The sequence below is a fragment of the Hamadaea sp. NPDC050747 genome, from assembly GCF_040654195.1.
In the GTDB taxonomy this organism is placed as follows: Bacteria; Actinomycetota; Actinomycetes; order Mycobacteriales; family Micromonosporaceae; genus Hamadaea.
Genome location: NZ_JBFAHM010000014.1, coordinates 209,196 through 220,668, shown reverse-complemented (window position 1 = coordinate 220,668; position 11,473 = coordinate 209,196). Strand labels below are relative to the sequence as shown.

The following is an 11,473-nucleotide window of genomic DNA, read 5'->3' as shown; positions in this document are numbered from 1 at the left end:
TCGCCGGACTACGCCTCGGCGAGGTGCTCGGATTCGAAGCCGGTACCCGATGTGCCAACCACGGTGACGAGAAGGAACTGCACGTCCGTCAGCAACTCAAGTTCCACATCGGCGAGTACGGCGGCTTCTACCTCGCCCCACCCAAGGCCGGGTCGGTCGGCACGGTGGACATGGATGACGAACTTTCCGAGGTCATCCTCGCTCACATCGAGAAGTACCCACCGGTCCCGGTCGAGATGGTGGACATCACCAGCGGAACACCGGACCCCGGCAAGGAGCCGAAGCGTCGGAGGGCGCTCCTGCTGTTCACTGACGAACAGGGCCGACCGATCCATGACCAGAAGTGGTCGGACATGTTCCGGACGTGGTGCAACACTGCCGGGTGGCCAAGAGAGGCCACGTTCCACTCACTGCGGCACTTCTTCGCCACGATGCTGATCGCGGCCGGGGCCGACCCAACCGAGGTGCAGCGGGCGCTACGACACAAGCTCCTGCGCACCACGCTGGAGACCTACGTGCACTGGTGGCCTCGGAAACAACGGCTTCGGAACGTTGTGAGCGGGGCTCTACGACGTGCGGCGGACGGCCTGAAAGGGGCTCAGCCCCAAAACCAAGATCCAGCCTAAGTTGTACTGGATCTGTACTAGATGATCTAGGCGGAGAGTTTCGGCTGTTCAACAGTGGTACTGGTGGAGACGAGGGGATTTGAACCCCTGACCCCCTCGATGCGAACGAGGTGCGCTACCGGGCTGCGCCACGTCCCCCGGTTCGATCCGAATCCTCGGACCGGCGATAAGGCTAGCAGGTCTACCCGGCAGAGCGCGAATCACCCCCGCCGACGGCCGGTCCGGCGTGGTACGGCTTTCCGCGTACCCGTGATCTTGGCTGAATGGCCGGGCCGCGCGGAGCCGGACGGTAGGAGATGACCGGGCCTCCGACGGCGCGGGGGAGGTCTTGCTCGCCCGCTTGCGCGGCTTCGAGGGCCGCGCGCTGGCGGATGAGTTCTTCTTGGAGGAGGCGCGCGGCCTCGCGCCGGGCGGCGGCACGGCGGCGCTGCGCGCGGCGGACCTCGGCCTGCTGGTCCGCGAGCCAGCGGGCCTCGGCCTCCTCGGCGCGGCGGCGGCGTTGCGTTTGGAGGGCTCGGCTCCGCAAGTGCATCACGTACGCGACGAGCAGGGTGAGGCTGGCGGCGACGCCGATCCAGAAGCCGGGGCCGACGGCGAAGACGCCGACGAGTTCGACGGCGTTGAAGAGGATCAGGGCGGCCAGGACCCGGCGACGGCGGTAGACGGCCGGCTTGAGGCGGCTGCGACCGCCGGTCGCGTCACGCAGTGTGTACGGGACGGCCGAGCGCGGTACGACGGTGAGGGTGGGACGGCGGGAGGACGGCCGGGGGCCGGAGCGGGCCGGCGCCGACACGGGAATGCCGCTGACCACGGGGATGGCCGAGACCGGCAGGTAGTCGATGGGCACCGACGGGATGAACGCCCGTGGCGGGTTGACCGGGAGGCGTCCTGGCACGGTGCGCTGGCGCCGGTTCCTCGACAGGACCCGCGCCGTCGACAGCGCCCGCTCCGCCACCAGCCGCTCGGTGGCGTCGTACCGGCGCACGAGCGCCGGCGCCAGGGCGAGCAGCCCGGCAGCGGTGAGGACGGCGAGGAGCACCGAGGTCGGCACCCTCACCCCTCCCGTCACTCTCGGATCGGGACCTGGCGGCGGTCCCGCGATCAGATAGATCGTTTACCGAGGGTAAGCGGGAGACGCCGGAGTGGGCCGCAGGCTCGCCGACACGCGCGACATCACAGCGTAGGGCGGCGTGTCGATCAGGGCCTTCGGGGGTCGATCTTGAGCCAATTACGCATCAGGTCGTAAGTTCATGATCGGCGGGAAATCACTGGGAGCGGAGGCGGTGCCACCGCCGGAGCAGGCCGCCGTCACCCACGACGTCTTCGACGGTGACGGCGTACCCGATGTGGTCGCGCCACGCTCCGTCGATGAACATGTAGTGCGGGTGGTACGCCTCTTCGCGGATCTCCAGTTTCTCGACGACGCGGCGGCTGGCCTTGTTCTCCGGGCGGATGTTGATCTCGACTCGGTGCAGGCCGGCGGCGTTGAAGGCGTGGTCGACGACGAGGGCCAGCGCGGTCGGCATGATGCCTTGCCCGGCCACCCGGGAGTCGATCCAGTAGCCGCAGTACGCCGACGCGAAGGCCCGGCGCACGATGTTGCCGAGGTTGATGTGGCCGACGAAACGCTCGGGTCCGCCGTCGGGCGGTCGCAGGCAGATGGCGAAGGGCATCGCCTCGCCCTCTTTGGCGGCCGCGCGCAGACCCTTGTAGACCTGCTTGAAGGCGGCCGTCGAGTTCATCTGCGCCCACGGCCCGATCGGTGTGGCCTCCCAGGGCGCGAGCCAGCGCTGGTTGAGCTGGCGTACCTCGGACCAGGCCTGTCCGTCGGAACGCAGGTAGGGGCGCAGCAGCACCGGCCCGTCGCTGAGTACGGCCGGATACCCGAAGGCTCTGTTCATCGTCGCCTGTCCAGCAGCAGCACATCCACGGTGGACCCGGCCGGGGCGGTCGTCACCCGCTCGCCGAGGACCAGCAGGCCGTTCGCCTCGGCCAACCCCGCCAGCGTACGCGTTCCGCCCGCCAAAGGCTGCACTGTGTATCCACCGCCTCGACGCTCCGCGACCAGGGCGGGCCGGAACTCCCGGAGTCCCGGTGGGGAGGTCACGGTTTCGAGGAGGTGCCCGCGGACGGACGGCCGGAACACCGGTTCGGCGCCGGCGAGCAGCTGGATCGCCGGGCGGGCGAGCACCTCGAAGCCGATCAGGGCGGACCCGGGGTCGCCCGGGAGGCAGATGATCGGGACTTCCTCGGCCGTCCCGTAGGTGCCGAAGCCGAGGACCGAGCTGGGATAGAGGGAGACCTCCGTGAAGGTGACGCTGCCGGCGCGGCCGCCGTCCCGGCGGGACAGGATGCGCCGGACCATGTCGCCCGGCCCGGTGCCGGTCCCGCCGGTGGTGATGATCAGATCCGCCCGGAGGGTCTGATCCTCCAGCAGACCACGGAGACCCTCCGGGTCGTCGTCGCAGATCCCCACCCGGTACGCGTGCGCGCCCGCCTCGGCGGCGGCGGCCGTCAGGGCGTGGGAGTTGACGTCGACGACCTGACCGGGCTGGCTGACCCGGCCGGCTTCGACGAGTTCGTCGCCGGTGGCCACGATGACCACGCGGGGCGTCGGGCGTACGACGACGTGGCCGATGCCGCTGGCGGCCAGGACCGCCACCAGCGCCGGTGTGACGACCGCGCCCGACCGGGCCAGCACGTCGCCGGCCCCGATCTCCTCGCCCGCTCGGCGTACGCCGAAGCCGCGCTTGGGCAGGCGTTGGATCTCGACGGCCGCCATGCCCTGGTCGGTCCAGTCGACCGGGACGACGACGTCGGCCCCCATCGGCATCGGCGCACCGGCCGCTACCGAGAAGCAGCTCTGCGGGGTGAGCCGGACCGGACGCCAGCTCGACGCCGAGAGGTCGCCGATGACGTTGAGCCGCACCGGACGCCCCGGCCCGGGCGGGATGAGATCTTCCGCGCGGGCGGCGTACCCGTCGATGCCGGCCGAGTCGAAGGCCGGGTACGGGTGCGGCGCCAGGACGTTCTCGGCCAGCACGTTGCCGTGGGCCTGAGTCAGGTCGAGGTCGAGCGCCGGCAGCGCCCTGAGCCTGCGCAGCACGCTGCCCAGGTAGTCGGCGAGCGGCGTCAGCTCGGCTGCTGACGCCGACTCGAACTCGGCCGTTGCGGTCATCTCCGTGTCATCCAGTCGATCTCCGCCGGTCAGGCTCCCCCGGCCGAAGCGCCCGCCGCGGAAGAGGAGTTCGCGAGGTACTCCACGAGCCACTGGCGGAAGGCCGGCCCGAGGTCTTCGCGCTCGCACGCGAGCTGCACCGTCGCCTGGAGGTAGCCCAGCGGGATGCCGGTGTCGTAGCGGTGTCCCCGATAGACGATCCCGTGCACGGGAGTGCCCTCCTCGAGCAGGATCGCCATCGCGTCGGTCAGCTGGATCTCGCCGCCGCTGCCGGGTTTGGTGCGGCGGATCGCGTCGAAGATGCTGAAGGGCAGCACATAGCGACCGACGACGGCCAGATTGCTCGGCGCGTCCTCGACCTTCGGCTTCTCGACCAGCCCCGTCACCTTCACCACAGGTCCAGCGTCGCTGATCGCGTCCAACTCGGCTGTCACCTGCTCGACGGATGCGATGCCGTATCGGTCGACCTGATCGTCGGGCACCTCGATGAAGGCCAGCACGATGCCGCCGGTCTTCGCCTGGAGTTCCAGCATGGACGGCATCAGGGGCCGTTCCTCTTCGCAGAACTCGTCGGCGAGCAGGACGGCGAACGGCTCCCCGCCGACGTGCAGTTCGGCGTAGGAGACGGCGTGGCCCAGGCCGAGCGGCTCGCCTTGCCGGCAGGTGTAGATCTCGGCAAGCTCCGACGTCCGCCGCACCGCGTTCAGTCGTTGGGTGTCGCCCTTGGCTTCCAGCCGCTGTTCCAGGTAGGGGTTGCGGTCGAAGTGGTCGACCATGCTCGTCTTGCCCCGCCCGGTGACCAGCAGGATGTCCTTGATCTCGGCGTGTGCCGCCTCCTCCACGATGTATTGCAGAACCGGCCGGTCCACCACCGGCAGCAATTCCTTCGGTACGGCCTTCGTCGCGGGCAGAAATCGGGTTGCCAGCCCCGCGGCGGGGATGACAGCCTTGGTGGCGCGCCGAGCGCCACCCCCGGCGGCACCGGCCGCCGTCGGTGCGGTCACCGCGTCGCCTGCTGGGTTGGGGGTGTGTCCGAGCATGTGGCGAGACTATCGGCCGTTGACCTGTCGAGGGGGATGCGGACCGCTCGACGCGCCGCGTGTGGTCAATTCCGTCACTGTCGCGCCGTCCGTCTGATCGCCTGCGCCGCCCGCCGCCGAAGACGCCGAAGCCGAGGACGAACCCGCAGGTGAAGCGCCGGATGCGGGCCCGCCCGTCGGAGCCGGCGGGTCGAGCAGGGAAGCCGGCGGCACCGAGGCGACCCCCGGTGAGAATGCGGTCCGATGGCGATCCCGGCCGGCGGCCTTGGCGGCGTACAGGGCGTCGTCGGCCGCTTGCAGCACAGCCGATCCGGTCGCTCCGTGCTCCGGGAAGACGGCGATGCCGATGGAGACGGTGACGTCCACCCGCCCGCGCGGCAGCAACACCGGCTGCGTACGCATGGCGGCGCACAACCGGTCGGCGACGGCCACCCCGCCGGCCAGGTCGGTCTCGGGCAGCAGGACCACGAATTCCTCGCCCCCGTGGCGGAACGCCAGGTCGACCTCGCGGATCTCGGCGCGTACGCGACGGGCGAACTCGGCGAGCACGACGTCACCGGCGGCGTGTCCGTAGGAGTCGTTGATCTCCTTGAACCGGTCGAGGTCCAGGGCGAGGACGCAGAGGCGCCGCCCGAACCGGTGTGCCCGATCGGCTTCCCGGCGGAGGCAGTCCAGCATGGACCGGTAGTTGAGCAGCCCGGTCAGCGAGTCGGTGACCGACAGGCGCTGGGCCTCCTCGTGCACCCGGACGTTGTCCACGGCGACCGACGCCTGACCGGCGAAGGTCCGCAGTGTGTCGAGGTCGCCGTCGTCGAACTCGTCCCGGCCGACCCGGTCGTAGACGGCCAGGACGCCCTGCGCTGCGGGCAAACCAGCGGGCCACAACCCCGCCGGCGAAGCCGGGTCGGAAGCGGCCGAGGCGGTGGCCGACGTCGGCACCGGCCCGCCCAGGGTGAACGGCACGACGACGTACGACTTGCACTGCGGCTCCGACGCGAGCAGCACCGGGCCGTCGCGATCGGTCCGCCCCCGCACCGGTACGCCGGTCGCCGCGACCGAGCCGAGCAGCCCCTCGCCGATCGGCACCCGGATCGGGACGGCCGGATCGAGTCCTTCGGCGCACTGGCCGGTCAGCAGTCCGGTCGCCGGATCGTTGAGAAGCACCACTCCGGCTCGGGCTCCGGCGGCGTGCCGGGCGGTCTGCAGGATCACCTGGAGGATGCGGTGGAGGTCGTGCGTACTGGAGAGGGTGTCGCCCAGCACGCCCAACTGGCCGCGCAACTGGTCGCGGCTGGCGGTCAAGGCGTCTACGTAGGACTCCAGTTCGCCGGTCATGCGATTGAAGGCGGCGGCGACCTGTCCTATCTCGTCGTCGCCCCGCACCGGTACGCGCGCCTGCAGGTCGCCGTCGGCGACCCGGTCGACGGCGGTCACGAGGTTGGCCAGCGGAGCCGTGGTCGTCCGGGCCAGCCACCACGCCACGAGGACGGCGGCGGCCGCGGTGATGAGCACGATCGCGGCGAGCATCGCGTAGCGGGCGTACGCGTCGGGCTCGGGGACGGACAACGTCAACGGCAACGGCAGCCCGTCGCCCGCGCCGAGGACTCGCTCGAAGGCGCCGGATTCGACGGGCGCGGAGGTGGTCTGCGCGCGGGGCAGCGCCTCGAAGTCGTCGGCCGGATCGGTCACCTCGGCCGAGTCGCCGAAGGCATGGAAGAACGAGCCTGCCCGCAGGTCGACATCGACCCCGACGGCGTCGCTGAGCCGCTTCAGGAAGGCCCGGTCGACGGTCTGGGCGGCGTACACGCTGCCGATGGTCTGACCGTCGGACATCAGGTCGACGCGCGCGGCGAGACCTTCATAGCTGGCCGGGCCGATGTCGGTCGCCGACCCCGGCGGGCAGTCGGCCCACGGCGGCGGGGGCGCGCCCGGCGTGGTGATCCCCGCGTAGTCCGCCTCGCCGCCCGTCTCGATGTGCACGCCGGTCGCGAGACCCCGCGCCACATACCCCTGGGCCACCACGGCGCGGTCCGATGCGGGGGCTGCCGCGACCGCCTGCGCGACCGCTCCGAGCTGCCCGCACAACGCGATCACGCTGGTCCGCACGGCCGACGCCGCCACCGCCAGCCGCTGCGCGGCCTGGTCCCGCGCGACGGAGGTCAGGACACTGCCCGCGACCAATGCGCCGACCAGCACCGGAGCCAGCACCGTGGCGAGGAAGGCGCTGGTCAGCCGGGTACGCAGGGTCACCGCTCACTCCGTGGTCCGTAGAATTGGCAGCTGTCGCGGGTGCGATGCTTGCACGGTTCGCCCCCTACGGTCGGGTTGTTACGGAAGTGTCGCGTGTCGGATTTTTCGGATCCTCTCCCGGTGGTACCGGTCGATCTTCCGGCGGAGATCGCCGCCGACAAGGCGACGGTCAGATCCGCGCTGCTCACGGCCCGTCGCGAGCGCACTGTGGATCAGTTGGCCGACGCGTCGCGGCGCGTCGTGGCCCATCTGTCAGATCTTGTACGCACAACGCAGCCGGCCGTGATCGCCGCGTACGAACCGTTCGGCACCGAGCCTGGAGTGCACCTGGATGGGTCCCTTCCGGCGCTGCTGGCCGCGGCGTCCGGTGCGCCGCGCGTACTAGTGCCTGTGCTGATGAGCGACAACGACCTGGATTGGCGCGACTGGAACGACCCCGGCGAACGCCTCGGCCCGGCGGCTATCGCGGAGGTCGAGTTGATCATCGTGCCCGCGCTGGCGGTCGACCGGAGCGGCGTGCGGCTGGGCCGCGGCGGCGGCAGTTACGACCGGGCGCTGGCCCGAGTCCCGACCGGTACGCCCGTCCTCGCCCTGCTCCACGACGGTGAGCTTGTTCACAGACTGCCTGCTCAGCCGCACGACCGGCGCGTGACGGCGGTCGTCACACCGCTGGGCGGAATGATCCCGTTGCCTCGCTGAGTTGAGAGTGGCGAGGTCGCCGTGCCACTATTGGCACTCGAAGAGGTAGAGTGCCAGCCCTCACTCCGGCCGGCGTCAATTGGAGGAATCGTGCCCACGTACCAGTACGCGTGCACGGCCTGTGGTCACCAGCTCGAGGCCGTGCAGTCGTTCACCGACGCGCCGTTGACCCAGTGCCCGGAGTGCGACGGCACGCTGCGCAAGCTCTTCTCCGGCGTCGGCGTCGTCTTCAAGGGCTCGGGCTTCTACCGAACCGACTCCCGGAAGGCCGCGGGCGGATCGTCGAGCGGATCGTCGTCCAGCTCGTCTTCGTCCAGCTCGTCCGGTTCGTCCGGTTCATCCTCTTCGTCCAGCTCCTCCAGCGCGTCTTCCTGAGCTCAGCGCCCTGACGGGCGACAATGAGCCGCGTGTTCAAGGGGTTCAAGGAGTTCATCGCCCGCGGCAACGTCGTCGATCTAGCCGTCGGCATCGTGATCGGCGCGGCCTTCGGCGCGATGATCACGCAGTTCACGAAGTCGTTCCTGGAGCCGTTGATCGCCGTGATCACCGGCGGCCACGGCACCGGCGGCGTCTGGAAGATCCGTGGTGAGACCTTCGACTACGGCGCCTTCATCGGAGCGGTGATCACGTTCCTGCTCACGGCGGCCGCGGTCTACTACTTCGTCGTCGTGCCCATGAACGCCTGGGCGAAGCGACGCGGCAAGCTCCTCGAGGAAGAGATGTCCGACGAGGTACGCCTGCTCACCCAAATCAGGGATAAGCTCGGCAATTAGGACGTAACACCGCGCTGGTCGACGGGGTTCACCAGTGCGGCGGACGATCCTCGAGCAGCCGCGAGTCGTTGGAGTCCCACTCGTCGTTCCACCCCGTCGAGGTCTCATCCACCGTCCGGTCCGGCAGGATCGGCGGCTCCTCGGGTTCGAGCTGGACCTCCCGGTCGTCATCCGGGGAGTGCGCCTCGGCAGTCAGGTCGTCACGGGCCACACAGCCAGCTTAGGAGGTCCACGGGTGTCCGAGTACGCGGGTCCGCCGGTCACGCCGCACGACCCGAACTACCAGCCGGAGATCATCGAGGGCGAGTCCTTCCCCCGCAAACTGCCGTTTCAGGACCATGCCGCGCTCGACCGGGAGGACGCGGCCGCCCGGCAGTTCACCTTCTTCATCGGCGGCATCGCCGCGCTTACCCTGTGCGCGCTGGTGCTCGTCATGTGGCTCTTCTGACCCGCTGCCGTCCGCGCCGAATGTGGGCGCCGGATCAGGGTTCTCGGTCGAATCTTGACCCAAGATTCGACCTGGAACCCTGATCCAGCGCCAGCCGACCAGCTGATTCAGCGCCAGCCGACCAGCTGATCCAGCGCGAAGGCGGCGGCGCCGGGCCGACGCTGAGCAGAGTCAGCTGCGGGCGTACTGGAGGACCCGGTCGTAGGCGGCTTGATAGGTCCGCCGCCGGGCGGGGTCGAGCCCGGTCTCGCCGAGCGCCGACGTCAGGTTGACGATGCGGATGCCGGGGCTCAGGTCCACCCAGGTCGGCAGCGGTTCCACCGTCTTGACCGCCCAGCGCGTACCGGTCTCGGCGAAGGTCACCCGAACCATGAGCCCCTCCCGGTTGGCGTTCTCCGGGGCGGCGTGCCGGGCCAGCTCGTTGCCCAGGCCGAAGACGACCGGGGTGCCCTTGATGCGCCGGATCGGCTGCACGACGTGCGCGTGGTGGCCCAGGATCAGGTCGATGTCCGGCGACCCGGCGAGCCGATTCGCCCAGGCGAGCTGATCGGCGTTCGGGTCGTGGCGGTACTCGGTGCCCCAGTGCAGGCTGACGATGACGATCGCGGCCCCGGCCAGCTTGGCCCGATGCGCCTCGGCCAGGATCCGGTCGGGATCGATCCGTTCGGCCAGCCAGGTGTTGCCGCCGGGGGCCGCCAGCCCGTTGAAGCCGAACGTCGCGGCCAGGTGCGCGACGCGTACACCGTGGACGGTGTAGACGGTCGCGTGCCCGGCGTCGGCCGGCCGGCTTGCCGTCCCCGCGTGGCCCAGCCCGGCCGCGTCCAGCGCCGCGATCGTCTTGGTGACGCCGTCCTGCCCCTGGTCGAAGGTGTGGTTCGAGGCCGTCGAACAGCCGTCGAACCCGGTCGCCTTGATGCCCGCCACGACCGCGGGCGGCGCGTTGAACCGCGGATACCCCCGGAACGGCTCGCCGACCGGGGTCTCCAGGTGACAGAGCGCCAGGTCGGCGCCCGCGATCACGTCGCGCACGCCCGCGAACATCGCCGCGAAACCACCGTCCCGCTTCGCCTGGGCCCAGACCTGCGGGTGGACCAAGATGTCACCGGCTCCCACGACCGTGATCTCACTGGTACGCGGAGAGCTGCGCACCGGCTGGGGAGACTCGGTCGCGGCTTTCGGCGTATCAGTCGATGTGCACGCGGAGAGCAGTCCGACGGCGAGCGCCAAAACCGCGAACCTGGGGAGGAACGGCGTCATTCCTCCCCTTCTACCCGTTCGTCACTTCTGCGCGAAGTCGACCCACCGCAGATGGGCGCCGGTGTCCCCGGTCTTGAAGAGGTAGTAGCCGGTGAAGCCGGCCAGCACGAGGACGACCAGGCCGAGCCCGATGGTGGCGAGGAGCGAGCCGCGGCGGCTCTCCCCCTCGGCGGCCGGGCGCTTGCCGATGGCGGTCGAGACGAAGATCAGCAGCAACGTCGCCACTCCGAGGCCGGCGCTGAAGTACCAGGTGCGGTCGCCGTAGGTGACGTGCTGGTTGATCTTCGCGAGGAATTCCTGCGGGTAACCCTGGGCGACGACCAGCTTCTCCAGCTGCTCGCCCGACTCCGTGGCGACCCAGGCCGCGATCGGGCCGGCCACCGCGAGCAGCCCGACCGCCCACCCCGTACGCCGCCGCACCGGCGGGACCAGCGCGTAGACGGCCGAACCGGCGACGAGCAGGACGACGAAGACGATCGCGAAGTGCACGATCAACGGATGGGCCGGAATGCCCAGAATGTACTGGAACACGCGCTTCTCCTCGATGTCTCACCGAGCGGCCCCCGTGGGTCGTGCGACCCTTCCGCGGCACAGCGTAGTCGGTGATCCACGCGACCTCATCGACCGTTTTCTTGGACCGTTCCAGAGACCGTGCTTTGATATCAGCATGTCGGGTGAGGAGCAGCTCCGCTCGGCCGGGTTGCGTGTCACCCGGCCGCGGCTGGCCGTGCTCGACGTCCTCGACGGCGGTGGCCACCTCGAAGTCGACGAGATCACCCGGCGCGTCCGGGAACGCATCGACTCGGTCTCCACCCAAGCCGTCTACGACGTCCTCGGCGCGCTCTCCCGCGCAGGACTCGCCCGCCGGATCGAACCGGCCGGATCGCCCGCGCGGTACGAGGCGCGTACGGGAGACAACCACCACCACGTGGTCTGCCGAGGCTGCGGACTGGTCGCCGACGTCGACTGCGCCGTCGGCGCGGCACCCTGCCTCGATCCGAACACCGCACACGGCTTCGAAGTCGACGAGGCCGAGGTGACGTTCTGGGGCCTCTGCCCCGACTGCCAATCCCGCCGCACCCTCGACTAACCCCCACCCCCACCCCCAACCCCCTCCGCGTTGATCATGGAGTTAACTGCGGTGTCGCCGGTGTGTCGAGGGGCAAACTCCATGATCAACGCTGATTCCGTTCGTCAACGCC

The 11,473-nt window shown here is 70.1% G+C and carries 14 protein-coding genes and 1 tRNA gene; 6 read left to right on the top strand and 9 right to left on the bottom strand.

Going from position 1 to position 11,473, the window contains the following annotated elements; all coding sequences use genetic code 11:
- The first annotated feature begins 23 nt into the window (after window positions 1-23).
- Window positions 24-626, top strand: a complete 603-nt coding sequence (locus AB0H43_RS31285; protein ID WP_360005206.1) for a tyrosine-type recombinase/integrase — start codon at window positions 24-26, stop codon at window positions 624-626.
- A 61-nt stretch (window positions 627-687) separates the two neighbouring features.
- On the opposite strand, the gene AB0H43_RS31280 is transcribed toward AB0H43_RS31285, so the two are convergent.
- From AB0H43_RS31280 to AB0H43_RS31255, 6 genes are all read right to left on the bottom strand, one after another.
- A tRNA-Ala gene (locus AB0H43_RS31280) sits at window positions 688-764 on the bottom strand.
- Window positions 765-807: 43 nt separating this feature from the next.
- The gene (locus AB0H43_RS31275; protein ID WP_360005204.1) at window positions 808-1,683 is read right to left on the bottom strand and encodes a hypothetical protein; all 876 of its coding nucleotides are present in this window, start codon (window positions 1,681-1,683) and stop codon (window positions 808-810) included.
- A gap of 208 nt (window positions 1,684-1,891) precedes the next feature.
- The gene (locus AB0H43_RS31270; protein WP_360005202.1) at window positions 1,892-2,527 is read right to left on the bottom strand and encodes a GNAT family protein; all 636 of its coding nucleotides are present in this window, start codon (window positions 2,525-2,527) and stop codon (window positions 1,892-1,894) included.
- Window positions 2,524-3,804 (bottom strand): gephyrin-like molybdotransferase Glp, encoded by a 1,281-nt coding sequence (glp, locus tag AB0H43_RS31265; RefSeq protein ID WP_360005200.1) that lies wholly within the window; start codon window positions 3,802-3,804, stop codon window positions 2,524-2,526. The genes AB0H43_RS31270 and glp overlap by 4 nt, the downstream gene beginning before the upstream one ends.
- Before the next feature lie 29 nt (window positions 3,805-3,833).
- Window positions 3,834-4,844, bottom strand: a complete 1,011-nt coding sequence (locus AB0H43_RS31260; RefSeq protein WP_360005198.1) for a UTP--glucose-1-phosphate uridylyltransferase — start codon at window positions 4,842-4,844, stop codon at window positions 3,834-3,836.
- A gap of 9 nt (window positions 4,845-4,853) precedes the next feature.
- Entirely contained in the window at window positions 4,854-7,094 is a 2,241-nt protein-coding gene (locus AB0H43_RS31255) for a diguanylate cyclase (RefSeq protein ID WP_360005196.1), read from the bottom strand.
- 120 nt (window positions 7,095-7,214) lie between these two features.
- Here AB0H43_RS31255 and AB0H43_RS31250 point away from each other — a divergent pair, with 120 nt between their 5' ends.
- The 3 genes from AB0H43_RS31250 to mscL all read left to right on the top strand — a co-directional run bounded on the left by AB0H43_RS31250 (window position 7,215) and on the right by mscL (window position 8,566).
- Window positions 7,215-7,793 carry a 5-formyltetrahydrofolate cyclo-ligase gene (locus AB0H43_RS31250; RefSeq protein WP_360005194.1) on the top strand — a complete coding sequence of 193 codons (579 nt, stop codon included), beginning with the start codon at window positions 7,215-7,217 and terminating at the stop codon, window positions 7,791-7,793.
- Window positions 7,794-7,883: 90 nt separating this feature from the next.
- Window positions 7,884-8,168, top strand: a complete 285-nt coding sequence (locus tag AB0H43_RS31245) for an FmdB family zinc ribbon protein (protein ID WP_360005192.1) — start codon at window positions 7,884-7,886, stop codon at window positions 8,166-8,168.
- 32 nt (window positions 8,169-8,200) lie between these two features.
- Window positions 8,201-8,566: a large conductance mechanosensitive channel protein MscL gene (gene mscL, locus AB0H43_RS31240; protein ID WP_360005190.1), complete on the top strand. Its 366-nt coding sequence runs from the start codon at window positions 8,201-8,203 to the stop codon at window positions 8,564-8,566.
- A 28-nt stretch (window positions 8,567-8,594) separates the two neighbouring features.
- Here mscL and AB0H43_RS31235 read toward each other — a convergent pair whose 3' ends face one another.
- Complete coding sequence (locus AB0H43_RS31235) at window positions 8,595-8,777, bottom strand: hypothetical protein (protein WP_360005188.1); 183 nt, start codon at window positions 8,775-8,777, stop codon at window positions 8,595-8,597.
- 24 nt (window positions 8,778-8,801) lie between these two features.
- Here AB0H43_RS31235 and AB0H43_RS31230 point away from each other — a divergent pair, with 24 nt between their 5' ends.
- Window positions 8,802-9,014 (top strand): hypothetical protein, encoded by a 213-nt coding sequence (locus AB0H43_RS31230; protein WP_360005186.1) that lies wholly within the window; start codon window positions 8,802-8,804, stop codon window positions 9,012-9,014.
- Window positions 9,015-9,185: 171 nt separating this feature from the next.
- On the opposite strand, the gene AB0H43_RS31225 is transcribed toward AB0H43_RS31230, so the two are convergent.
- Complete coding sequence (locus AB0H43_RS31225) at window positions 9,186-10,271, bottom strand: CapA family protein (RefSeq protein WP_360005185.1); 1,086 nt, start codon at window positions 10,269-10,271, stop codon at window positions 9,186-9,188.
- Window positions 10,272-10,292: 21 nt separating this feature from the next.
- Window positions 10,293-10,802 carry a DUF2231 domain-containing protein gene (locus tag AB0H43_RS31220; protein ID WP_360005183.1) on the bottom strand — a complete coding sequence of 170 codons (510 nt, stop codon included), beginning with the start codon at window positions 10,800-10,802 and terminating at the stop codon, window positions 10,293-10,295.
- 136 nt (window positions 10,803-10,938) lie between these two features.
- Here AB0H43_RS31220 and AB0H43_RS31215 point away from each other — a divergent pair, with 136 nt between their 5' ends.
- On the top strand, window positions 10,939-11,361 hold the full coding sequence (locus tag AB0H43_RS31215) for a Fur family transcriptional regulator (RefSeq protein WP_360005181.1): 423 nt from the start codon (window positions 10,939-10,941) through the stop codon (window positions 11,359-11,361).
- Window positions 11,362-11,473: the final 112 nt, after the last annotated feature.

Coding starts and splice junctions, on each gene's coding strand:
- AB0H43_RS31270 (WP_360005202.1), bottom strand. CDS start 2,527: ATGAACAGAGCCTTCGGGTATCCGGCCGTACTCAGCGACGGGCCGGTG.
- glp (WP_360005200.1), bottom strand. CDS start 3,804: ATGACCGCAACGGCCGAGTTCGAGTCGGCGTCAGCAGCCGAGCTGACG.
- AB0H43_RS31260 (WP_360005198.1), bottom strand. CDS start 4,844: ATGCTCGGACACACCCCCAACCCAGCAGGCGACGCGGTGACCGCACCG.
- AB0H43_RS31225 (WP_360005185.1), bottom strand. CDS start 10,271: ATGACGCCGTTCCTCCCCAGGTTCGCGGTTTTGGCGCTCGCCGTCGGA.
- AB0H43_RS31215 (WP_360005181.1), top strand. CDS start 10,939: ATGTCGGGTGAGGAGCAGCTCCGCTCGGCCGGGTTGCGTGTCACCCGG.